A 23,991-nucleotide genomic window follows, 5' to 3' on the forward strand; every position below is an offset into this window, starting at 1 on the left:
TCCGTTTGCTCTGTGTAAGGTCTACGGGGAGCGCTGTGATAGCGGATATGTTCAAGTTCAAGTTCAAGTTCAGGTTCCGATATACCAAATAAACCAAAAGAGAGCTAAGCACAGGTTTCGACCCGGCTTAGCTCTCTTTTCTATGACTTCATTATGATCTAACGCGATAAACTAAACGTTATACGTGCATGACATGTTTTTCATCCGATAACCCCAGCGCCTTGGCTGTTGAAGAATGAACCTCTTTGAGGAGATCCAGATTCTCCACAAGGGATATACCGTAGGAAGGAATCATTTCCTTGATCTTTGGCTCCCATGCCTCCATATGCTGCGGAAAGCACCGCTGAAGAATCTCAAGCATGACCTGAACCGCGGTGGATGCACCCGGTGATGCACCTAGCAGAGCCGCAATCGTTCCATCTGCAGACGTGACCACTTCTGTACCGAATTGGAGCGTACCCTTGCCACCTTGAACGGTATCCTTGATCACCTGCACACGCTGGCCCGCCAGAACCATATCCCAATCCTCGCTCTTCGCACCCGGAACAAAGTCACGCAATTCTGCCATACGTTGTTCTTTGGATAACATTAGTTGTTGGATCAGATATTTGGTCAAAGAGATTTCTTTGACACCTGCTGCGAGCATCGTAAGCAGATTATGCATCTTAACCGACGTGATTAAATCAGCATTGGAACCCGTCTTCAGGAACTTCGGCGAGAACCCGGCAAACGGTCCGAATAACAGCGACTTCTTATTGTCGATAAAACGGGTATCCAGATGTGGAACCGACATCGGCGGAGCCCCTACCGAAGCCTTGCCATATACTTTGGCGTGATGCTGTTCCACGACTTTTTGATTTTTACACACCATAAAGATCCCACTGACCGGGAATCCGCCGATATGTTTACCTTCCGGAATGCCGGTCTTCTGGAGCAAATGCAGACTTCCGCCGCCCGCGCCGATGAAGACGAATTTTGCCTTATGGCGTTCGACTGCACCACTCTTCAGGTTTTTCACGGATAATTCCCATTGTCCATCGCTGGTGCGTTTCATATTCTTCACGCTATGTTGGTAGTGGATGCCCACGTGTTGTTCCTTTAAATGTTTGATTAGCATACGCGTTAAAGCACCAAAGTTAACGTCCGTACCGGAGTCAATTTTGGTCGCTGCAACAGGTTCATTACTGGTACGATCTTTCATCATCAGCGGCATCCATTTTGCCAGCTCTTTCTTGTCATCCGAGAATTCCATGCCTGCGAATAGCGGGTGATTCGATAAAGAGTCATACCGTCTTTTCAAAAACTGGACATTGCTCTCTCCATGTACATAACTCAAATGAGGAATCGGCATAATGAAGTCCCGCGGATTACGAATCAGACGGCTATTGACGAGATAGGACCAAAATTGCTTTGAGATCTGAAATTGTTCATTCACTTTAATCGCTTTGCTAATATCTACGGTTCCGTCTGGTCGTTCAACGGTATAGTTAAGTTCGCACAATGCAGCATGCCCGGTTCCGGCATTATTCCATTCGTTGGAGCTTTCCTCTCCTGCAGTGGCTAGCTTTTCGAAAACCTTAATATTCCAGTCTGGTGCCAATTCTTTTAGCAAAGTTCCCAAAGTTGCACTCATAATTCCGGCACCAATCAAGATAACATCTGTACTCGTTTGTCCCTGGCTCATGTCTACCGTCCTTATATCCTATATTTGCCAAAAGGATGTAAGCGTTATCGATTTGGCATTTGCAGCAAGCCCATTCTTGAACGGGATCGCACCTTCTCTGAATGATTATAACCTTGATCTAGTGTATCAATAATATAGAGCAATTTAAATATGCAATTTCAAGATATTTGCTATTCCATCAGTATACGCTAGTTTACATCGGAACGTTAGCCCGGTTATAGGCCTGAAAGATATATTTGTTCAAAACAAAGAAAGGAACCCGGATTTAGGGGGACTTGGGTGATCAAATGGATGCACTAAAAGCCGCTCTCGAATCTCTTCGTAAGGCGGCTTCATATATAAATCAACGATTACAACCCCCGGCGTTTCCGGGAGTACTCAGAAAATTGAAATCAGTTCCCTTGTATACGGATGGCGTTCTTCAGCGAACAACGCATCTGCACCAAAGCGGTCAACGATCTGACCTTCGCGCATAACGATGATGCGCTGGCTCATGCGATGTACCGCGGCCAGATCATGCGAGATAAACACGTATGAAAGACCAAGTGATGTGCGGAGATCCGTAAGCAATTGCAGAACTGCACCTTGCGAGATCACGTCCAGGCTGGCTGTCGGTTCATCCAGGACAACAACGTCCGGTTCAATGCCAATAGCACGTGCAATCGTGACGCGCTGACGCTGTCCACCACTTAGCTCATGGGGGTAACGTCCAGCCAAATCGCTAGGAAGCTCCACCGCTTCAAGCAACTTTTGGACGTAAGCCTCCTTCGACGTATAGGTAAAGTGGGACAGCTCGGCGTTCCGTCCAAGTTGTTCGTACGGATCAATCAGCGAATCAGCAATCTTGAGCTTCGGGTTTAGTGCAGCCATTGGATTCTGGAAAACAATCTGAATCTTCCGGCGATGAGGTCGCAACCGTCGGCCGCTCAGCCGTGCAATATCCTGTCCACCCAGTGTAATCGAGCCTGTATCTGCATCCTCAATCCGTAGCAGACAGCGGGCGAGCGTACTCTTGCCGCACCCGCTCTCGCCAACCAGGCCAAGACATTCGCCGTGGTTCAGGGTGAAGGAAATATCGTTCACAGCCGGTCGGTCTGCACCCGCATACGTTCGGCTCAGATGTTCCACGTGAAGCACAGGATTGCCAAGGGTGCTGAGCGATGAAGCATTGTCTGAACCGGCATTATCTATATCCGCATCTGTATCCGCATGATCTGAATTTGTAGTATTTATGACTGTATTGTCTGTGTCTGCATGGTTTACGTCTTTTGCAAAATCGTGGCTTCGCACACCAGATTCTTCTTCGGACTGCACAAGTCCACAGCGTTCAGCATCTGTGGTTGTCTTCATTCCGTTCCTGCCTCCTTCAATCCCGACTTCAGTGAGCGACTCAGAACGGGAGCCGCATCAATTAGCTGGCGCGTATATTCATGCTGGGGATGGTCAAGAATGCGATGCTTCCCGCCAGATTCGACGATCTGCCCTTCCTTCATCACAGCCAAGCGGTTGGCATAGCGACGTACATGGCGCCAATCGTGTGTGATAAACAGAATGGCACATCCCGTCTCCGCTTGTTTGCGTGCCAGCAGTTCCAACACGTGATGCCCAGACACACTGTCCAGTGCCGTTGTTGCTTCGTCAGCAATCAGCAGACGAGGAGACAGCATTAGCGATGTGGCGATTGATGCCCGCTGAAGCTGTCCACCGCTTAACTGGAACGGATAGCGGCGCAGCAATTCAGCGCCAAGGCCAACCGATTCCAGCGCTTCCTCCGCTCGTTTCTTGCGGATAGCAGAAGACTTTTCCCCATGTACCTTCTGGTATTCATCAAAGTGCCCACCAATGCTGCGAAAGGGCGTAAATGCTCCCTGATAGTCTTGAAAAATATATGAGATGCGGCTTCCCCGCAGGGCGCGCATCTCCTTTGGCTTCCGTTCGAGCAGGTTGCTACCTTCGAACATGACTCGCCCCGACGCATGCAAGTTGGGCGGCAGCAGACGACCAATCGCTTGCGAGAGCAAGCTTTTGCCACTACCACTCTGTCCAACCAATGCCATGAACTCGCCTTCGCGAACAGCCAGAGAGACTTGATCTACAATCGTACGATCCCGACTGGAGATGCTCAGTTCCTCAATGGAGAGAATCATGGCTGCACCTCCTTCTTCACGTCAAACCGGTCTCTTAGATAGTCGCCCAGCATGTTGGCAAGCAGCACTACCGAGACAATGGCAAGACCCGGATAGATCATCAGCTCCGGCCGAGACTGGAAGTAAGGCCGTGAGTCGTTCAGCATCGCACCCCATTCAGGTGTTGGTGGCTGTGCACCAAGGCCGATGTAGGACAAGGAAGAGATGAGTAGAATGATTTTACCCAGATCAAGACTGGCCAGCACAAGCACATGGCCTGCGATATGCGGAAGCAGATGTTTTCTCATGATACGACCGTCCGAAAGTCCGTTGGTCCGGGCGATGCGAATGTAATCCTTTTGGGACTCCGATAAAACCGTACTTCGAACAAGACGCGCATAGCTGACCCACTTCACGATCACAATCGCCAATACTAGATTACCGATTCCCGCGCCAAGCAGGCCACTTAGCACAATCGCTACGATGGTATCAGGGAAAGCAAGAAAGGCATCAGCAATCCGCATGAACAACTTATCGACCCAACCACGTTTGTATCCTGCGATCAAACCAAACGGAATGCCAATCAGCAATGCAGCACCGAGTGCCAGCAGACTATAACCCAGTGTTTGGCCGCCGCCAAGCAGCAGACGTGTCAGTACATCGCGGCCCAGATGGTCGGTGCCGAACGGATGGAGAGCACTTGCACCCTGCAATCGTCCTCGCAGATCGGTTAAGGTATGATCATGTTTCAGAACTAAAAAGGCATATACGGAGGCCGCGATGACCAGCAGTGCAAACAGCAGACCAACGATCGCCTGCCAGCTATGTTTTTTGGATTTTGTAGGTGGAATGGGCAGGGGTATGGTTTTCATCGGTGGGCCTCCTTTTCCTTGAGTTTCATTTCAGGATTCAAATAACGATAAGACAGATCAACCGCCGTATTCACGAGGAATACCACGATAGCCATGATCAGAATGTAACCCTGAATCAGTGGATAATCACGCTGGCGGATGGCGTCAACAACAAGCTTGCCGATGCCCGGATAAGCGAACAACACTTCAATCACAACAACTCCACCAATCAGGCTACCGAGACTGACACCGAATACCGTAATGACAGGCGGCAGACTGTGCCGAAACGCGTGAAGCATGAAGATCCGGCCTTCAGATAACCCTCTTGCCCGGGCGGAGCGAACGAACTCCTGGCTAAGAGAATCCAATAGGCTGGAACGCAAAAGACGCACATAAACGCTGGAGATGGCAAGTCCCAGCGTCAGAGATGGCAGAATAAGTGAGGTGAATCCATCCCGGCCCATGGTCGGCAGATTGCCAAAGCGTACGCCGAACATATCGATTAGGATTAGACCCAGCCAGAAGCTTGGCACCGCCGCACCCACAATGGAGAGCATCCGGCTGCCGCGGTCAATCCAACTGCCACGATGGAGTGCTGATAGCGAGCCGAGCGGGATAGCTATAACAAGCATGACCAGCAGTGCGCCAATCGTCAGTTCAGCCGTAGCAGGCAGCGCACGCATCAGGGTCTGCATAACTGGCTGGCCTGTTGAATACGATACGCCGAAGTCGAGACGAACAAAATCGAGCAACCAGTTGCCGAACTGGACAGGAAGCGAATCATTGAAGCCCATCTCCTCGCGTACAGCTTCGACCTGCTCCTGACTAACGGACAGTTCGTCCACGTTCAATATCGTCAGCACGGGATCACCCGGAGCCAGACGAATGAACAGGAAACTCACAAACATAATGAACAACAGAAAGATAAATACCTCAAGGAACTTCCGAAGCAAAATGTGAAACATTACATCACATCCAGCTTATTGGTAATCATGTAATATTCACTGCGAGTGGTAACCCAGTTCTTGATCTTCTTGCCGTTATAGGCAACGATCGTACCTGGATGCAGCACGAATGAATTTAGTACGTTATCATGCACATAGTTGGCTGCCTTCTCGGCAAGCTCTGCGCGCTTCTCCGGTGCAACCGTGAGATTCAGCTCGTCGATGATCTTAGTCAGCTCCGGATCTTCCGATCCGCTGAAGTTAAGAGCACCCTTCGGATGGTATGTTGCATTCAGGTAATAACCAGCATCCCCACGCGGAGCCGTCAAATTACTGTACGTCGCAATATCCCAGTCGCGGTTGGACGCCATATAATCTTCCGGCGTGTCGATCTGACGGATCTGCACGTCGATGCCGATCTTCTTCGCATCAGATTGGAACACTTGAGCGATCAGCGGCAGATCGGCACGGGCTGAATATGTCAGCAGCGTCAGCTGCAATGGTTTGCCATCCTTGGTCATCACGCCGTTTTGCTGCGTGTACCCTGCTTCGTTGAGATATTTTACAGCAACATCAGCTCCGGATTCCGTTGCTGTATCCGTATAGGTTGGTGCGAATGGCAGCGATGGCAGGAACGGTCCGATAGCAGCTTCACCGTAGCCGAGCAGGATCGTGTCCACGATACCCTGACGGTCAATCAGCGCATCCAGCGCACGACGAACATTCAGGTCCTTCATACTCTCCCGCTGCATGTTCATCGTTAGCTGATGCACGCGGAACGTCGACGTGGACTCAACGGTCATGCCGTCCATCGCTTTGAGCGATTCGAGGCTCTCGACTTCAGGACGGTATACGATATCTACCTGCCCAGATTTGAGCGCTAGTGTACGGGCATTGGCATCTTCATTGAATGAGAATGTGATGGAATCCAGAGGCGATGCTCCGTCCCAGTACTCATCATAGCGATCCAGTTCCAGCTTGCTGCCTGGGGTAAAAGAAGTCAGCTTGAAAGGGCCCGTACCAATAGGCTTGTTCACAATGTCCGGCTCACTCACGTCGATAATCGCTGTGTTGGGATTCACCAGTTCCGAAGCGAACTCCGGGAACGGCTGAGTTGTGGTAATCTCCAACTTGTCGCCCTCGGCTTCAATCGTATCGATCTTCAGCGCGTTCTGGATGGCTACATTCTCTTCCAGTGCCCGCTCAAGGGATGCCTTAACGGATTCACCCGTCATTGGCTTGCCGTTCTGGAAGGTCACATCATCTCGCAGGTCAATCGTCCAATGCTGACCGTCCTCGCTCTCCCAGCTCTCGGCGAGCCATGGAGCAACCGTCAGGTTATCTTCATCGAGACGAACCAGCGTTTCCGTAATGCCCGCGCGGAGCGGCACATAGCTTGAATCCACATGCGGATCTAGCGAACTGGTGGAGAAGTTATATAGGAAGTGAACATTTTTATTATCAGTGGATGACTGCGCAGCGGGACTGGACTCAGATGATCCGCAGGCGCTCAACAGTCCAGCGCTCAAGGCCAAGGAGACCAGCGCTAGCAGTGGCGTCTTTTTATTCAAGGTAATGCCCCTCTCTCTTAATCGTAATCATTATGATCTAAACAATGAGTATTATCATATCGTAATGATTACGTTTTGACAAGAGTTATATTGGTGTTAGAACGAGAAAGAATCCGACTCTCGGATGAGAGCGGATTCTTCATGTTTTTTGTTACATATGAGGGCTTTATTAGTGGGCATTTCCTTTACGATCCGGGATTGTTTGCAGGTAGAACCGTGCAGGATTACTCGAAGAGTTACAACCCAGTTTCGTAGTCTTCCAGCAGATGTGACCAGTAACCTCAATGTTGTTATCACAATTTTAAAGGCTAACCTTTTTCAGAAAACGTTCTAATAACTCAGCGTACTCTTCCTGATCTTCTTCATCAGCCCATTCGAACTGAGAAAGATTACTCTTGATAGTCTGGAGTAATTTTTTCAGTTGTAATAAGTCTCTGAAATTATTCGTTTCAATAGAACAAAGAAGCTTCAACAAATGTCCATCATACATCTCCCCAGCAAGGGGATCTTCTGATAATATTTCTATAGCCTTTTCTATACCAAGATCTATAAATACATGTTGGCCCAACATTCTACTAACATCTTCTAAATCAAGCTCATTCACTTTTTTATTTATAAGTCTATCGTACCAATGATCCAAAGGTGAATCAGAGTTATCAGTCTGGATATTTTGATCTATTGAATATATTTCTTTAATTAATTTACTCATTTATTTTATTCCTCCAAATGGTTCAAATAAATCCTCGATTTTTTTCAAATTAGTATTGGCCTTGTCCAAGGCCCCCTCCAATGTACTTTTCAGTGAAGGCGATAGATTAGGGTTCTGTAGAGAACCTTCTAATCCGCGTTTTATTTTACTTAATCCTTTGTATGAGTCCTGCATCTCTTGTAAATGATTCCAATACCCGCCTGTTTTTTTGTTCGGCACTGGGTTTCCTTGCAAATCACGTAAAGTACCGGAAAAATCCATCTCAGTAAGATGCTTATCAACTATATTATCCAATGTTGTAAGGTTCCTTTGTTGCGCTCTAGAAAGATCCTCGACAATAGGAGAGCTTCGTGTTCCCTCAACTGTTTTCTCCGCTGGCTTATTAACCAATTTCGCTTCCGATTCAGCCTTCTTTATATTATTCTGAATCTTAGATGCCAAGCCAGTTGACGAAGTTTTAAACGGTCCCGAACGTCCTGGCATACTCCCACGAACCATCTGAATGGCCATGAATATCTGACTAAACTTCAGAGAGGTCACCATCATCTGAGCATACTTATCGGATACAGGCTCGCCCGTCGTAGGATGAATCCCCATCTCAAATGCCTTGATCTGTAACGCAAAAATATCTTCCCCAGGCGGTTCAACGTTCACAGCTTGCATGCGATTAAAGTCCAGATTTCCCTGATCCCTCTGATAAGCCCGAAGAGCAGCCTGATCCGCAACACCATTCTCGTTGACAGGCATCCATACCAATTTACCGAACATATTGATTTGCGCCATCCGATAGCCCTTGTCACCCGAACCTGAACCACCTGTTGATTTGGTCATCATAGCTGCGGCACCGACTGCTCCAAACGCACCACCCAGACTTACCTTCTGAGCATCTGCATCTTGGAATCGCGTGGCGATATCCTTCAATTCCTTGGATGTATTCACCATACTCTCTAGCGCTTTATCCAGTATAGGTCGTGACTGCTCGAACTCATAGTAAAATCGCTCCTGCGTCGCACCCATCCACATCATCTGAACGAACATGATCTGTCTCATCAGATCACTTCGTATACTCTCCAACTGCTGTCTGGCTTGATCCACCTGATTCGATACGTGATTTAGTTGTTCAGGGGTAACTTTGATTGTACTCATACGTTTCTCCGCTCATTCAAAATATGATTATCCTATGTTAGCAGAAGTGTAATATGTAAACTATCCGGCTAACATCCTGATTTCACCATGGTAAAAACACAAGCTGTGCTCCTCATCGGTGCTATGGTCCTATATGCATATACCCACTTCAAGGCATATCCTACCAGTTTCAGTAAATACCTTTCCTACTTCATTTCCTCCAACATGACCCGATACCGCCCGATCTGCTCCGCTGTCGCCTCTTCCCGCAATGATTCCAACAATGCTATGCACCTTATAAAATACCGATCCAACCCAAGCTTATCCGCTAACCGAATCCCCTGCAAAATGAATTCCACGGCCTCCTGCGGTCTTCCCATCCACCGTTCATACAAAGCCCGCTGATAACAGTAATGGTACATATCATCGTTGTTTGAAGAATTCATTTTTGTGCCATCGCCCAGCATCTGATCCTCAATCACCTGTAAAACCCGATCAATCTGCCACCTATGCCGCACTGCTGCCTCCGTAATCACTTTCAGACCTGCCAACCATTCCTCCGGATGCTCAAGCAAAAAGTTCACAAACTCCTCCAGCAGTTCCACCTGCCCAGCTTCAATCTCAAGAGCATACCGATTCACCTGTGCCTTATGCCTGAACTCCTGTACCACCTGCATGCCTACCTCATCCAGATCCTCCATCCACCCCAGTTCTGCGTACTGATCGATACATGCCCGCGCCTGATCTACCTGTCCCATCTTCCGGTGAGCCATACCCCGCATTAAGTGACTGAACCCGTAATAGTAGACCAGGGGCTGCTCGATGTGTATATGTGGTGCAGGCACTCCCTTTGACCGATACTCCTGCCGCTCTTCATGGATCGACTGCACACATTGATATAACATGTCTGCCCTCTCCATCACCTTGTTCCAATTTTCAAAAGCCACAGCCATCTCCAACATTTCAACAATGATGTCAGGTTTGAGTGATTTTAGGATAGATTTCCGCAAAGATAATCCTCCTTAATTATCGATTTTCTTATAATTGTATAGATAAATCAAAAGAAGATCAATATAAATTGTACTTATAAGTACTGTTTAATAATCATTTCCTTTGCACATATTAGTCTGTAAGGATTCTATAACCTCTTCTAACCTTAAGTGGAGGTGATCAAATGAGTTTACCAGAGGACGTAGGAAATCGAATACGTGAGTTAAGGAAAGCAAAAGGCTGGACTCAGGAACAACTGGCGGAAGCAGCAGGTCTTCATTACAGCTATATTGGTGGAGTTGAACGGGGAGATCGTAACATTTCTTTGGAGACTCTTGAGAAAATAATCAATGGATTGCAGGTCACTGCTGAAGAAATCTTTAAATTCAAAGAAGACTCTGAGTACAAAAGAGCCTTGGATGAACATATAACTTTAATAAGCGGCAAAAGTACAGATACAATCGTATCATTGACCAAAATTAGCAAAGAATTTTTAAATGCTATCGAAAAATCACATAAAAATTCCGAATAAATATCTCTACATCAAAATCATACGCTAACACCAAAAAGAGTGGAGTACGTCTCCACTCTTATCTTATTTCTCTTTTCAAATAACTCCCCGCTCAAACTCCGCAAACTCCACTCTGTTACGCCCATTCTGCTTCGCCTGATACAAGGCCTTATCCACCGCAGCGAACAGCTGAGTCAAATACCCCTCCGGATTGTCCGGTACATGCACAACTTCAAAGTCCTCAAAGGAAAGAATCCCAATACTAATCGTAATCGACACCTGCATAATCTCGTGATCCACCATAATGTGGTTGGACTCCACAGCTGTTCTCACGCGCTCTGCGATTTGGTTCGCCAGATCATGCTCCGTATGCGGAAGGTAGATCATGAACTCTTCCCCGCCATAACGCGTCAGGATATCGGTACTGCGAATGGATTGTTTGACCGCCTCCGCCGTACGGACGAGCACTTCGTCCCCGATGACATGCCCATAGCGATCATTGATCGCTTTGAAGTAGTCGATATCGAGCAGCAGGAGTGAAAATGGTGTTTTGTATTGAATATTGGTAATGACCTCGTGATTCAGGTGTTGGGTCAGATATCGACGGTTGTAACAGTTGGTTAAACTGTCCGTCAGCGCCAGTTCCTCCAGTTTGCGATTGGCCTCGGATAACTCCTGACGGATCAGGTCTAGAGCCTGATTTCGCTCTTGAAGCGTTACGTTCTGGCGATTCATCTCTTTCACATAGAAGCGCTCTTGCGAGACATCCTGGAACGTGAGTATATGACCAATCGGCACAAGAGCCGAATCCACAATCGGAGAAGATTGCAGGATATAGTGCCGGATATTGTTGTCCCGCTCCACGATCACTTCGATGTGAGAGAGGGTATTTTCTTTTTTCTTATAGTGATTCACGAACTCCCGACAGCTGCCCACAACATGAACAGACTCCAGAAAGGCTTCCATATCAAATGAATCCCCCACATGCAGATCCATAAAGGATCGTGAGGCTTTGTTCGCTTCAACAATGATTTCATTCTCATCCAGTACCAGGATGCCATATGGAATGGTATTGATTACGTCCTCATGGGCGATGGAGACCAGATCGAACACATTGTATCTTTTGATCACATAGACAAAGAACAGGTCCGACAGAAAGATCCCCAGCGAAGTCATGCCAGGAATGATCGGCAACCAGCGGGCTAGAACGACATTCAGAATCGCATCAATTGTTGCAAAAACAGCCAAGACGAAGATGCCCCACAGGGTAATCCGCACCTGTTTTTTGATCATGGCAGACGTCTGCGAAGAATACACCGCCCGGAATAGAACCACGAGAGAAGTCAAGAAATAACTCACCAGAATAGTCATCACAACCCAGAACCAAAGGCCGTAATCCCGCTCGATGTACCCGCCCTCCAGTGGAATGACGAACTCGTTCCATGGATTTGCGACCACACCTATAGCCCCGATCACCGCAGGGATAAATAGCAAGAAGGTTCCTTTTGCACTCAGACGCTCTGAATAACCGGTAATAAAGATCGTCAGTAGAAGCCACCCGCTCCCAAGCAGAGAGACCGCAACGAAAGATAAGGTAACGTAGAACAATTGCAGACCGGAATCATCCGTGAGCGTACTCGCAAATTGACAGAAAGGCCAGAGCATCATCAACCCGTGAAATAAAAAGTACACTTTATGTAAGTTCGTAATTCTAACCGTAGCAAACACATATACACCTACACCAAACAAAAGGACAAATAAAAAGAGATCATACCATACTAAAGGGTTCACGAATCTTCTCCTTCTTAGATGCTACAATGACAACGTGGTTGTTCATGATTCTATGTGATACTTATATATAACTTCAATAAACACCTATACAATTCTGCTACGCCAAACTTATTGGTTAATTTAACCATATCTTATCACACCACCATAAGGGTGAGTAGCCCATACACTGGAAGTCCGACCAACCTCTGATCGAAATGCTGATCTATTTCTGATTATTTTGAATGCTTTTGAAGGTTAGAGTACAAACAGGAGAGGAGATCATCTGCTCAGGAGATATTCGGGTATCATCAAGTGGTCGATATTGAGCCATCCGGCTACCGGACGGCCCTTGTATCATTCGGTTACTGCATGTAGAGGGAGATTGTCCGTGAATAGATCGGGGTTATGCTTGAGCATCTCCGTAATTACCTCTTCTGTCTTAGCCGCATCACACACTCTTACGACCGCATCGCCGAGCTTTCCTATACGCATCGCACCTTCGCGAACCAATACCTCGTCTACTTTCCAGAAATGCTCCGACCATGGCAACCCACAATGTCTGCGGGATGGTACTGAAATCTGGCTTCCATCCGGTAAAACCGTATACAGCATCTCATGCTCGTCCGTCATTCTGCCAGGGATGTCCACCCACTCTTCGACCCCGTGGATAAATGTATTCCGCTTCAAGTCAACGCCTACTAACAAGATCGACGCTTTCCGATCAAGCAGTTTCCCCCATGCTGAACCTCTCGCACACGGTGTATCGAAGAGATGATCGTCCTTCGTAAATGCCTCTGCGTCCCTTCCCAGTGCCGCTACCGAATGCGTAGGGTGCCACGAACGAACTACGCCCGCACGTTTACGAAAAAGTTCAGGCAGAATGCCCACGCAACAGGTAGTATTTTCCACGTGGAACACTGGGTTATCCGCATTAATGGTAGACCACGTATGAGTGGGAAGCACCAACAATCCCTCTTTCATATAGTCACTAAAGGCATCCAACACCGTGTCTGCTCCACCTTCAACCTCGCCTATACTTTTCATTGAAGAGTGAATGAGCAACGTGCCTTGCCTATCCATACCAAGCTGCTCTAGCTGCTGCATCAAGCTTTCTTTTGTATACATGTCCTTCCTCCTTCATTTCTTATCCCTTTTCGATGAAAAAGCAAATCCTTGCTCAGCTTCACATCATGCTTCTCAGCATAACAAACAAAGGGCCGAGGGTTAACCCCCGGCCACAGAGAAAAAAATTGTATGAGTTCAGGCAGTAGCTGCCAATCCACTTTTACTTAATAATAACGTACTCCAGATTCACCAGCTTCGCATACGTCACGATCTGATCTGTAGTCAGGTTCAAGGATACAACCGTATGGTGACCACCACCATTTTCGATCCATGCCTTCACTCCATCTTGGAAGTTCGGCTTCACGCTCCACAGAACACGTGCTACTGGCAGATTAGGTGCTGGAACGGTTGGTTCAAAAGCAGATACTTCGTTGATCAGCAGTTTGTAATGTGTACCGAAGTCTGCCATGGATACCACGACACCTTCACCTGCTTTGCCGTCGAATACGAGACGAGCCGGATCTTCACGATCGCCAATGCCCAGTGGGGACACGATGATTCTTGGTTTGGTGCTGGCAAGTGTCGGATCTACTTCAAGCATGTGAGATTGCAGGATAGCTTCCTGTCCAGCAGCCATCTCGTATGTGTAATCTTCCATGAAGCCCGTGTTCTCGTTATGGGCCATGATTTTCAGCAAACGATCCAGCGCAGCTGTTTTCCAGTCACCCTCACCGGCAAATCCGTACCCTTGAGCCATCAGGCGTTGTACAGCCAGACCCGGAAGTTGTTTCATGCCATGCAGATCTTCGAAGTTTGTAGTGAAGGCACTGTAACCACCTTCGTCCAGGAAACGTTTGATCGCAATTTCATAGCTCGCTTGCACACGTACACTGGCTTCCCAAGCTTCCTTGCTGTTCGTGCCGTAATCGAATTCGTAGAGGTCTCCATACTGAGCAATCAAATCATCGATTTCCTGCTCTGTTACAGCGTTCACGTATTGCACGAGGTCGCCAATGCCGAAGTAATCAACCGTCCATCCGAATTGGATCTGTGCTTCCACTTTATCACCTTCGGTTACGCCCACGTTACGCATGTTATCACCGAAGCGAGCTACTTTGATGTTAAAGCTTTCATTATAAGCTACCGCTACGTCCATCCAGTCAGCAACCTGTTGTTGCACTTCTGGGCGCTCCCAGTAGCCAACAACGATTTTATTTTGTTTTCTCAGACGGGCATTAATGAAGCCATATTCACGGTCACCGTGTGCCGCTTGGTTCAAGTTCATGAAGTCCATATCGATGGTTGCCCAAGGAATGCTTTCGTTGAATTGGGTTGCCAAGTGCAGCAAAGGTTTTTGCAGCAATTTTGTACCACGAATCCACATTTTCGCCGGGGAGAATGTATGCATCCATGTGATCACACCCGCTACTTCGTCGCGGTAATTGACTTCTTTCATCGTGCTCGTGATTTTATCTGCGCTTACCGCCAGATCCTGCAATACGAGCGGGTACGGCAGTACGCCACTTGCATTAAGCGCATCCGTAATTTTCTGTGCGTTGGCTTTTACTTCACCCAGTGCTTCTTCTCCGTACAAGTGCTGTGAACCGACCACAAACCAGAATTCTTTTGCTGCTGACATATAATCATCCTCATTTCATTATTTTATAGTTGAACAAATGGGTTACACTAGAACACTGCGATTGCAGTACCATCTTCCGATCGCTGGTTATCCCCGGATTTCTTTGATCAATTTTAATAAGGATGATATCCGGTTATAAAGGCGAGCGCTTCGCTTCTACAGATTGGTACTGCACTCTCCGTTATCGTGTAAAAGTTTGATACAACTTCATTGGTAGTAGTAACAAACAACCTATTCGCTTGAATTATTATCAACCGATCGCTATATAACCTAATTACTTTTGTCCGTAATACGCGTCTTTTCCGTGTTTTCGCAGATAGTGTTTATCCAAAATGCCTTGTGGCAGTTCTTTCGCGAAGTTATTCAATTGCCGCGCGTACAGGTTCATTTTGCACACTTCCTCCAGCACGACACTGTTTACCACCGCAGACTTGGCATCTTTCCCCCACGTAAACGGCGCATGACCATGAAGCAATACAGCCGGAACAGCCATAACATCAATCCCGCGCTGTTCAAACGTTTCAATAATGACGCGTCCCGTCTCCGCTTCGTATCCTCGATCCACCTCGTCCTGATTCAGGAAACGTGCACAAGGCACCGCTCCATAGAACGTGTCTGCATGTGTTGTTCCCATAACAGGGACGTCCAGTCCGGCTTGCGCCCAGATGGTCGCCCATGTGGAGTGTGTGTGCACAATGCCGCCAATCTCCGAGTAATGCTTATATAGTACGGCATGTGTTGCGGTGTCCGAGGAAGGTCGCATCTCACCCTCCACGACGTTACCGTCCAGATCAACCACAACCATGTCGCTTGCTTTCATCGTATCGTAGCTGACGCCACTTGGTTTGATCACGAACAGACCGCTTTCCCGATCGATTGCGCTGACGTTACCCCATGTGAATTTCACAAGTCCGTGCTTTGGCAGTTCCAGATTCGCCTGAAATACCTCTTCTTTCAGTTGTTCTAACATGTTATTCCCTCCCGTTCTCTAATAGTGCGTGTTCAAAAAGTCGGTTTTCAGTACCGAGAAGATGGGATGAAGCTAGAAATGGAGTAGCGGAGCGTAGATCGAGCTACGTGAGCAACGGACATTTCGGCTGAATTCCATATTCGATGTTGATGATGCCACTAGGCATCCTTCGTAATCAAAAGCGGTCTTTTTGAACAACCTCTACCAGATGATCTACGGCTGATTGCTCAATCGCAAGTCCACTCCGATAGCGTTCGATAAATGCTTCAAACCCTTTCACATCCGATGCATCCGGTGCCACTTCGACACCCTCCACATCGTTAAAGACTTTCTGCTCCAGGAACACATCCAGGCTCTCCTCTTGATCCTTGTTGATCATGTAGGAAGCTAGAAGCGCCATGCCCCATGCGCCGCCTTCACCAGCGGTAGACATTACCGATACCGGTACGTTCATCGCAGCAGCCACAATACGTTGTCCCACCACAGGAGTCTTGAACAAGCCACCGTGCGCCAAAATACTATCAATGGCTACATTCTCTTCCTCCGTCAAAATGTCCATACCCAACTTGAGTGCACCGAAGGCACTGAACAGATGTGTCCGCATGAAGTTTGCCAGATTGAAGTTGCTTTCTGGGGAGCGGACAAACAATGGACGGCCTTTCTCAAGTCCCGTAATGTTCTCGCCTGAGTAGTAACCGTAGCTGAGCAAGCCACCACCATCAGGGTCTGCCTCCAAAGCCTTGTTAAACAACACGCTAAACAACTTTCCGTTGTCCACTTCATATCCCATCGCTTGAGAGAATTCACGGAACAATCCAATCCATGCATTGATATCACTGGAACAGTTGTTGGCATGCACCATCCCTACTGGACTGCCATCCGGCGTGGTGACCATATCGATCTCGGGATACACTTTGGACAATTCCTTCTCCAGTACGATCATCGCAAATACGGATGTGCCGACGGAGATGTTGCCCGTACGTTTTCTCACGCTATTTGTTGCCACCATACCCGTTCCGGCATCGCCTTCTGGCGGGCAGAGCGGAATGCCTGCTTGCAGATCTTGTGAAGGGTCGAGTAACTTGGCTCCCGCTTCCGTTAGCTCACCCGCATTCTCACCCGCGAGATATACCTTGGGCAGAAGGTCCTCAACTTTCCACGGATAACCTTTGCCTGCGATCTGTTCGTCGAACTGTTGGATCATGGATGGGTGATAGTTATGTGTAGACTCGTCAATTGGGAAAATGCCTGAAGCATCGCCGATCCCAATCGCCTTATTGCCCGTCAGCAACCAGTGGATGTATCCAGCCAAAGTTGTCAGGTGATCGATCTGTGGCACATGCACCTCTTCGTTCAAAATCGCTTGATACAAGTGGGCAATGCTCCAGCGTTCCGGAATATTGAATTTCAGAAGTTCCGTTAGCTCTCTTGCAGCTGCTCCCGTCGTAGCGTTACGCCACGTGCGGAAAGGTACCAACAGTTCACCAGCGCTATCCAAAGCGATATATCCGTGCATCATGGCCGAGAATCCGATAGACCCGACCGTGCGCAGCGTAATACCGTATTTCTGTTCCACATCTTGCTTCATCTCACGATAAGCCGTTTGCAGACCTGTGATGATATCCTCCTGGTTGTACGTCCAATATCCATCTTTCAGGAGGTTCTCCCATTCATAACTGCCTGACGCGATGGTCTCAAAACGCTCGTCAATCAACACCGCCTTAATCCGCGTTGATCCAAATTCAATACCGAGCGAAGTAGCACCCTTGGTAATGGCTTCTTTCAAGTCCAATTGACTCATAATCACGTGTATCCCCTCTCCGGTCGCGATTTCACATCCCAAAGGATGCATATATAAGGTGAATCTCTTACTTATAGCAGTGACTAATAATATTTTTGTATAAATGCTTCCTGTTGTGTTTTCAAAGAATGCGCTTTCCTTTTCTGACAGCCTTAGTATATTTTTTGTACGTACATTTGTCAATAATATATAATAGTTATACTTACAAAGGACACATATTGTACTCTATTTAACCATTCAAAGGTCTTATATGGCTATAAATTGGCTATGCTGTAAGGTACACCTCTTTCTAAAAAGACCTGATATGTACGGTTTATTTCAAAAATTGTGCTGTTTTATATGCATTCAAACTGAATCATGCTAAAATATGTACGTACAACTATTTGAACAACTACGTTTATATAGATGAGTAACGATGAAAGAAGTGGACTACGTGAAGCCAAAATATCAGGTCATCATTGATGATATAAAGAGTCATATCCTTTCGGGGACATATAGCATAGGCGAACAGATCCCCACCGAGTTGGCTTTACAGGAAAGCTACACCGTAAGTCGCCAGACGGTGCGGAAGGCTATTTTGGAGTTATCAAACGAAGGGTTTTTACGAAGCGAAAAGGGTTCAGGAACTTACGTTAGCAATCAGTATCGATCACGATCAGGTGGCCATACGTCTAAGAAAACGATTGGTGTGATCACGACATACATCTCGGATTACATCTTTCCGTCCATCATTCGCGGTATTGAGAGTCGTCTGAATGAGGACAACTACTCGTTACTGCTGGCCAGTACTAATAATGATGTAGCGCAGGAGAAAAAAGCCCTCGAAATGATGCTCTCCTACGGCGTGGATGGCCTGATTGTCGAACCAACCAAAAGTAATCTCTACAATCCCAACATTGCATACTACCTATCGTTCAAAGAGCAGGATGTGCCGTTTACGATGATTAATGCATTTTATGAGGAGCTGGAGGTTCCGTTCTTCTGCCTGGATGACGTGCAATCCAGTTATCTTGCCACACGTGAATTGATCGCCAAAGGCCATACCCAGATCGGCATTATTGCCAAAATGGATGATCTACAGGGCAAGTACCGGATGAAGGGGTACATCAAGGCGCTGGGTGAAGCGAAGTTACGGTTCCATCCTGAGCAAGTGCTTTCCTTTGATACCGCATCGAAACCGGATTTATCTTCTAGTGTAGCCACATATCTGGACGAAAACAGGGATGCGCTCACCGCGATTGTTTGTTACAACGATGAAGTGGGACTGGAGGTCGTGCACGCCTGCAGGCAACTGGGCATCTCGATCCCGGATGAGTTATCCATCATTGGACAGGACAATTCGTATATTGCCAAGAACGCCAACATAAGGCTTACAACGCTCACCCACCCCCAAGAGCAAATGGGCCGCGATGCTGCCGACTGGGTGATCAAGAATCTGCAAGGCAAAAAGGATCTGCCAACGAACACCTACTATCAGCCTGTGCTGGTTGAAGGAGAGACGGTGAAGGAGATCGAAGTGGAATAATATTGTTGTGGGACGGGCGTTAATTTGTTACCGAGCGTTTCTGTTCAGCATGTTTAAAGAAGGCCGTCAGAATATCTGCGGCCTTCTTTGTTTTTGTTCAATATAATGAGGGATTAACTTCTTCTTACATATACATATACATTTTTTCTAATCGAAACTACTTCGCCTGATCCGCTTCATCGCTTACCAGACTTACAAGGACACCTTTCTTCTCCAGCTTTTTCACAACCTGCTCTGCTCGATCATTCAACGGATTGTTAGCCAAATATACCTCTGTTAGATGTGGGATGGTTTCGAGCACTGAAATATCCTCAATGAGGTTATTTTCTACATATAGATACTCCAAGGTCGGATGATTTTTTAAAGGAGTCAGATCCTGAATTTTATTATCGTTCATAATGACCCATTCCAGCTTTAACTTCTGAAGAGGAATTAGATCAGTCACCTGATTACCACTGGCGAGCAGACTGGTCAGCTTATGCATATTTTTTAATGGAGCCAGGCTTTTGATTTTGTTATCGTCCATAACCAGATTTTGCAGATTAGTCAGACCTAAAAGTGGCGAGATATCTGCAATCTGATTGCCTTCAACAGCTAAGAACGTCAATTTCTTTAACTTGTAGAGTGGCTTAATATTTTTTATATTTTGACCAGGCAAGAATAGATCCGTCATATTAACGGCATGTTCAAGACCTTGCAGGTTAGAAATCTTACTTTTTAATTCCATAGCATATAGAGATTTTAATTTTTTCAAATCGGCAGCCTTTATTTCCTTCTTAGCCGACATCTTCAGATCTGCTCGAATAACTTTGGCCAAGACCGGGTCCTTAATAAGTGACGACGCAGCCAAAACGCTCGTTGCTGGTAATAATACAAAAACCAAACAAAGAACGATCAACTTTTTGATGAATTGATTATGCATGTAGAATCTCCTTACATTATTTAATAATACAAATATACCATGATCTGGAATGTAATACATGGATATTATTTTTATCCTAATTTAATAGAACCCCTCCTGCTCTCATCCTATAACTGTTCCGTTAAGAACGGATAATGGACTACTTCATCAAGGAATGTAACCCTCTGTGCTTCATACCGGGAAACTTGTGGCTGAGGGTAAGCCCGCAGAGGTGATAACCGCCCCACAGGTTAAAGACATTTTCGGATTGGAATGTACGGTCATAGAAGACCCCGTCTCGGGATCGCCCATGGTGGTGCCTAAAGGACGATATCATGCGAAATAGACAAATAGCGGCAGTTGCGACAAAGATCCCTTTGTCCTAACTGTCGCTATTTTATTTCGTCCACCACACCTCTTCCTGACTCATGCCGATTCCCTGAACCGTTACTCGCATCTCTACCCATTGCTTCACTCTCTTGGCTATTATGGACTCTGATCAAACATCCACTCTACAATGAGGACTACACCAAAAAGCCATACGGATGATGGTCCGTACGGCTTTTTAGCGAATTTTTACTTATGCATAACATGTGCGTGAATGATGAATGACGTTGAAAAAGTTACTTCCAAAGCTCTTCAGCAATTTCCTTAATGAAGGCAAGTTTGCGCCATTGCTGTTCCTCGGTCAGATGGTTGCCTTCTTCCGTGGAAGCGAAGCCGCATTGTGGACTCAGGCAGATTCGATCCAGATCAACATATTGTGTAGCTTCCTCAATCCGTTTCAGGATATCTTCCTTGTTCTCCAACTCTCCGAATTTGGAAGAGAAGAGGCCAAGTACGACCTGCTGATTGTCCTTCAGGAATCGAAGTGGCTTGAAGTCTCCAGCCCGTTCCGTATCAAACTCCAGATAGAATCCAGAGTAGTTATCGATGCTCAGAAGTGTCTGCGCAATCGGCTCATAACCGCCACCGACTCCTGCAAATGTCGAAACATAATTACCGCGGCAGACATGAGTGGTTACCACGAGGTCTTCCGGCAGGCCAGATACCACATCTTCGTTCAGTTTTGCGAGTTCATTGGCGTACTCTTCCACATTAACACCAATCTGCTCCATCACTGTGATGAACTGTTGGTCACACAATGCACCCCATGTGCAATCATCAATCTGGATGCTACGGCAGCCGGCTTCATAAAAAGCCAGGATGGATGCTTTGTACGCTCCGACAATGTCCGAGAGAAGCTCTTGGCGGTTCGGATAGATGGCCTGTGTGCTTTCCTTATTATCTGCCCGGTCCAATTCGAATAGGAACTGAGCTGCTGCTGGAATGGACTGACGGGCAACAACGTCTTCCCCAGCCGCTTCTTTCAAGAAGGCATAATGCGCTACAAATGGATGACTGCTATAGCTGATTTTGCCGCTCAGACGAGCTGTTTCCGGTCTGGATGTCGCACCGTTGAATCGGTAGCCTTCCTCAATGATTGTCCGCTCTACACCATCCAGTCCCCAGAAAAAGTCCAGATGCCACCAAGAGCGGCGGAATTCGCCGTCCGTTACAGCCTGAAGTCCAACCTCTTTTTGCTTCTGTACAAGTTTCACAATCTCGGCATTCTCCACTTCATTCAACTGTTCCGTGGTAATTTCGCCGTTCTGGTATTTTAATCGGGCATCCTTCAACGCACTCGGGCGCAGGAAACTGCCAACAATATCATATCGAAATGGAGTGACTGTTCGTTGTTTAGGTTCTGTTTGTATGCTCATAGTTTAATCTCCCCGTTTATCATTATAGAATTAAATATAACATATCCGATCGGAATAGCTGTTCTACGAAAGAGTTATAGCCCGCTATAGGTATTAGCTATAGCGGGCTATATTTAAGGAGACTCTATATACAATCATGTATTCCATCTATCCTGACCTGATGCTCAGAACAGGATCTCAACAATTATGATCTCACGTCAAAGTAAGAACGATCTGATCCCCGGCACGGGTGATTTTGTAGATCCCCTCTTGCATGTCGATGCCATAATGTTTTTTCAGCAACCACTTGGCATTGAGGTCCGTCTCCACAACCACCAGATAATCGTAACCGCTCAGAAGGTTATCCATATTATCCTCATAGAACAACACAATTCCGTCCACATGAGGAGCATACAAGAAATACTTCCCTACATATTGCATGTAATAGTTCGTGACCTGTTGGTCCCTGTCTGAGGCGTAGAAGAGATATCTGTTATTATCCTCTTGCCCATCTGAGTACCACCGATCACCAGTAACCGCATGAATCTTGTAAGGGAGCGTTGTATCATAACTTTGGGCGATAGACACGATACCATTATATTCGGACAAAAGGATGGTGGCCGCAACCGCCATACAGCCGATGATGCCTTTTTGATAATGACCTTTGGTCTCAACCGTCTTAAAGGATTGATAATCAGGCACTTCACCAATCCGATAGTGAAATGATCGCTCCAGGTCGATCGCAGCACACAACACCAGCCCACCGGCGAACAGCACCACGATACTGGACGCATAACGCTCAAATCCAGCTAGGACAATTGCTTCATCCAATGGCATGGAGAAGAGATACAGGGCCAGGATCCCTGCGTAATACAGTAACAGAACAACGTCCAGTGCAATTAGTGCTTTCCACAAGTTCCACTTCTTCTTGAGCACAACGATGGCAAATACAGAAGCTGCGATTGGGATAAGCTGGAAAATAACAATGCCGATCACTGGCCGTGTCGTCAGATCCGTACTGGCCTTGAGGAAAGTCCACAGAATCTCACGCATCTGCTCTGGCGTTTTGCCGGCCTGAATCCCCGAGGTAGCCACATCGAACTTGTTATCAATCCCTTGGAACACCTTCGCCATTCGCCAGCTCCAGCCAAAGTAGGGAATCAGCGCACCGCAGATCGTACCCACTACAGCGAGCGCTGTTTTCCAACTGAACTTTTGCTTATGTTTTAGCCATGAGTACACTAGGAAAATCAGACTGATCGCGGCGAAAATAATACCCGTGCTTTTGATGATGGTCAGTAATCCCGCAAGCGGAAAAACAACAATACATGCCTTTTTGATCTCATTACGATATTGGTAGATCACTGCCAGGATCGCGAGCGCGTAGATCGGAAGCAAGAAATCCACGAGCAGGTTAGTGATCCGAATCGTAAGATTGAAAAACGAAAGTGTAGATAACCCGAGTCCAAGAAAAGCATACAGAAGAAAGCGTTTCTTCTCCGAAACAATGCCAAACATGGCATAAAAACAGGAAAAGATAAGCAATCCCTGTGCCAAGAGCATTACGGACTGGGAGTGCCCCATGAAACGACAGACATAATAAATGAACGACGAAGTCCCGAGCGGATAGTTTTTAAAATCAATCAGGTTGGAGTCTGGCGTCGGAAAGGCATCTGTACTCAACATCTGCTTCAATACGATAGCCCAGTGTGAGAAATTATCGTAATGTGTTAATTGGTTCTGAAAGAGTACCAGCAAGAAAACAAAAGTTCCTGCCAGGAATGAAAATTGGAATATGGAAAAGGACATACGTAATGATGCCCCTCGGCGCGGCCTGAGAAACAACATTCCCCCATATAAAAGCAAACCTGCAATCAGGATGACAAGGCTGCCCGTAAAGAGCTGACCTGCCAAGCCAGCGAAATATACGATGCAGGCAATCGAGGAAAACACAAATACAGGGATAAACTCCCACCGTAGTGCAAATGTCTTCCGAACAAACTGCATATAACCAACAAAGGAGATTATCAATAAAACTCCCATCACAAAATGAAGCACAATGAGCAT

19 protein-coding genes are annotated in these 23,991 nt (G+C 46.9%); 2 read left to right on the top strand and 17 right to left on the bottom strand.

Translation table 11 applies throughout. The features are described 5' to 3' along the window. Positions 1 to 178 precede the first annotated feature (178 nt). The 9 genes from C170_RS16410 to C170_RS16455 form a co-directional block, all read right to left on the bottom strand. The gene (locus tag C170_RS16410) at positions 179 to 1,684 is read right to left on the bottom strand and encodes a malate:quinone oxidoreductase (protein ID WP_036611787.1); all 1,506 of its coding nucleotides are present in this window, start codon (positions 1,682 to 1,684) and stop codon (positions 179 to 181) included. A gap of 378 nt (positions 1,685 to 2,062) precedes the next feature. Continuing rightward, entirely contained in the window at positions 2,063 to 3,034 is a 972-nt protein-coding gene (locus tag C170_RS16415; protein WP_081745961.1) for an ABC transporter ATP-binding protein, read from the bottom strand. After that, positions 3,031 to 3,831, bottom strand: a complete 801-nt coding sequence (locus C170_RS16420; protein ID WP_036611789.1) for an ABC transporter ATP-binding protein — start codon at positions 3,829 to 3,831, stop codon at positions 3,031 to 3,033. The genes C170_RS16415 and C170_RS16420 overlap by 4 nt, the downstream gene beginning before the upstream one ends. Then, entirely contained in the window at positions 3,828 to 4,682 is an 855-nt protein-coding gene (gene nikC / locus C170_RS16425; protein WP_036611792.1) for a nickel transporter permease, read from the bottom strand. The genes C170_RS16420 and nikC overlap by 4 nt, the downstream gene beginning before the upstream one ends. Next, on the bottom strand, positions 4,679 to 5,626 hold the full coding sequence (gene nikB / locus C170_RS16430; protein ID WP_036611795.1) for a nickel ABC transporter permease: 948 nt from the start codon (positions 5,624 to 5,626) through the stop codon (positions 4,679 to 4,681). Before nikB ends, nikC begins: the two co-directional genes overlap by 4 nt. Continuing rightward, positions 5,626 to 7,176, bottom strand: coding sequence for a nickel ABC transporter substrate-binding protein (gene nikA, locus C170_RS16435; protein WP_036611798.1), 1,551 nt, complete (start codon positions 7,174 to 7,176; stop codon positions 5,626 to 5,628). The genes nikB and nikA overlap by 1 nt, the downstream gene beginning before the upstream one ends. A 301-nt stretch (positions 7,177 to 7,477) precedes the next feature. Then, entirely contained in the window at positions 7,478 to 7,885 is a 408-nt protein-coding gene (locus C170_RS16440; protein ID WP_036611801.1) for a contact-dependent growth inhibition system immunity protein, read from the bottom strand. Then, the gene (locus C170_RS30445; RefSeq protein ID WP_081745962.1) at positions 7,886 to 9,031 is read right to left on the bottom strand and encodes a WXG100 family type VII secretion target; all 1,146 of its coding nucleotides are present in this window, start codon (positions 9,029 to 9,031) and stop codon (positions 7,886 to 7,888) included. Between the two features lie 185 nt (positions 9,032 to 9,216). Beyond that, the gene (locus tag C170_RS16455; RefSeq protein WP_036611803.1) at positions 9,217 to 10,020 is read right to left on the bottom strand and encodes a hypothetical protein; all 804 of its coding nucleotides are present in this window, start codon (positions 10,018 to 10,020) and stop codon (positions 9,217 to 9,219) included. Positions 10,021 to 10,184: 164 nt separating this feature from the next. Between C170_RS16455 and C170_RS16460 the strand changes: the two genes are divergently transcribed. Then, complete coding sequence (locus C170_RS16460; protein WP_036611805.1) at positions 10,185 to 10,532, top strand: helix-turn-helix domain-containing protein; 348 nt, start codon at positions 10,185 to 10,187, stop codon at positions 10,530 to 10,532. A 75-nt stretch (positions 10,533 to 10,607) separates the two neighbouring features. Here C170_RS16460 and C170_RS16465 read toward each other — a convergent pair whose 3' ends face one another. The 5 genes from C170_RS16465 to C170_RS16485 all read right to left on the bottom strand — a co-directional run bounded on the left by C170_RS16465 (position 10,608) and on the right by C170_RS16485 (position 17,756). Further along, complete coding sequence (locus tag C170_RS16465) at positions 10,608 to 12,302, bottom strand: histidine kinase N-terminal 7TM domain-containing diguanylate cyclase (protein WP_036611807.1); 1,695 nt, start codon at positions 12,300 to 12,302, stop codon at positions 10,608 to 10,610. Positions 12,303 to 12,635: 333 nt separating this feature from the next. Then, positions 12,636 to 13,406 (bottom strand): AAC(3) family N-acetyltransferase, encoded by a 771-nt coding sequence (locus C170_RS16470; RefSeq protein WP_036611810.1) that lies wholly within the window; start codon positions 13,404 to 13,406, stop codon positions 12,636 to 12,638. 160 nt (positions 13,407 to 13,566) lie between these two features. Further along, a complete protein-coding gene (gene araA / locus C170_RS16475) occupies positions 13,567 to 14,985 on the bottom strand; it encodes an L-arabinose isomerase (RefSeq protein WP_017691494.1) in 1,419 nt (472 codons plus the stop codon). 274 nt (positions 14,986 to 15,259) lie between these two features. After that, entirely contained in the window at positions 15,260 to 15,955 is a 696-nt protein-coding gene (locus C170_RS16480; RefSeq protein WP_036611813.1) for an L-ribulose-5-phosphate 4-epimerase, read from the bottom strand. Positions 15,956 to 16,130: 175 nt separating this feature from the next. Continuing rightward, positions 16,131 to 17,756 carry a xylulokinase gene (locus C170_RS16485; protein WP_036611816.1) on the bottom strand — a complete coding sequence of 542 codons (1,626 nt, stop codon included), beginning with the start codon at positions 17,754 to 17,756 and terminating at the stop codon, positions 16,131 to 16,133. A 433-nt stretch (positions 17,757 to 18,189) separates the two neighbouring features. On the opposite strand from C170_RS16485, the gene C170_RS16490 reads away from it, so the two are divergent. Next, positions 18,190 to 19,281, top strand: coding sequence for a GntR family transcriptional regulator (locus C170_RS16490; protein WP_036612022.1), 1,092 nt, complete (start codon positions 18,190 to 18,192; stop codon positions 19,279 to 19,281). Between the two features lie 157 nt (positions 19,282 to 19,438). Here C170_RS16490 and C170_RS16495 read toward each other — a convergent pair whose 3' ends face one another. The 3 genes from C170_RS16495 to C170_RS16505 all read right to left on the bottom strand — a co-directional run bounded on the left by C170_RS16495 (position 19,439) and on the right by C170_RS16505 (position 23,991). Further along, entirely contained in the window at positions 19,439 to 20,203 is a 765-nt protein-coding gene (locus tag C170_RS16495; protein ID WP_036611818.1) for a leucine-rich repeat domain-containing protein, read from the bottom strand. 602 nt (positions 20,204 to 20,805) lie between these two features. After that, positions 20,806 to 21,945 carry a 5-methyltetrahydropteroyltriglutamate--homocysteine S-methyltransferase gene (locus C170_RS16500; RefSeq protein ID WP_036611821.1) on the bottom strand — a complete coding sequence of 380 codons (1,140 nt, stop codon included), beginning with the start codon at positions 21,943 to 21,945 and terminating at the stop codon, positions 20,806 to 20,808. Positions 21,946 to 22,137: 192 nt separating this feature from the next. Further along, a complete protein-coding gene (locus C170_RS16505; RefSeq protein ID WP_036611823.1) occupies positions 22,138 to 23,991 on the bottom strand; it encodes a hypothetical protein in 1,854 nt (617 codons plus the stop codon).

Source organism: Paenibacillus sp. FSL H7-689 (genome assembly GCF_000517905.1).
GTDB classification, from domain to species: Bacteria; Bacillota; Bacilli; order Paenibacillales; family Paenibacillaceae; genus Paenibacillus; species Paenibacillus amylolyticus.

Coding starts and splice junctions, on each gene's coding strand:
- C170_RS16410 (WP_036611787.1), bottom strand. CDS start 1,684: ATGAGCCAGGGACAAACGAGTACAGATGTTATCTTGATTGGTGCCGGA.
- C170_RS16415 (WP_081745961.1), bottom strand. CDS start 3,034: ATGAAGACAACCACAGATGCTGAACGCTGTGGACTTGTGCAGTCCGAA.
- C170_RS16420 (WP_036611789.1), bottom strand. CDS start 3,831: ATGATTCTCTCCATTGAGGAACTGAGCATCTCCAGTCGGGATCGTACG.
- nikC (WP_036611792.1), bottom strand. CDS start 4,682: ATGAAAACCATACCCCTGCCCATTCCACCTACAAAATCCAAAAAACAT.
- nikB (WP_036611795.1), bottom strand. CDS start 5,626: ATGTTTCACATTTTGCTTCGGAAGTTCCTTGAGGTATTTATCTTTCTG.
- C170_RS16440 (WP_036611801.1), bottom strand. CDS start 7,885: ATGAGTAAATTAATTAAAGAAATATATTCAATAGATCAAAATATCCAG.
- C170_RS30445 (WP_081745962.1), bottom strand. CDS start 9,031: ATGAGTACAATCAAAGTTACCCCTGAACAACTAAATCACGTATCGAAT.
- C170_RS16460 (WP_036611805.1), top strand. CDS start 10,185: ATGAGTTTACCAGAGGACGTAGGAAATCGAATACGTGAGTTAAGGAAA.
- C170_RS16470 (WP_036611810.1), bottom strand. CDS start 13,406: ATGTATACAAAAGAAAGCTTGATGCAGCAGCTAGAGCAGCTTGGTATG.
- araA (WP_017691494.1), bottom strand. CDS start 14,985: ATGTCAGCAGCAAAAGAATTCTGGTTTGTGGTCGGTTCACAGCACTTG.
- C170_RS16480 (WP_036611813.1), bottom strand. CDS start 15,955: ATGTTAGAACAACTGAAAGAAGAGGTATTTCAGGCGAATCTGGAACTG.
- C170_RS16485 (WP_036611816.1), bottom strand. CDS start 17,756: ATGAGTCAATTGGACTTGAAAGAAGCCATTACCAAGGGTGCTACTTCG.
- C170_RS16495 (WP_036611818.1), bottom strand. CDS start 20,203: ATGCATAATCAATTCATCAAAAAGTTGATCGTTCTTTGTTTGGTTTTT.
- C170_RS16500 (WP_036611821.1), bottom strand. CDS start 21,945: ATGAGCATACAAACAGAACCTAAACAACGAACAGTCACTCCATTTCGA.
- C170_RS16505 (WP_036611823.1), bottom strand. CDS start 23,991: ATGCTCATTGTGCTTCATTTTGTGATGGGAGTTTTATTGATAATCTCC.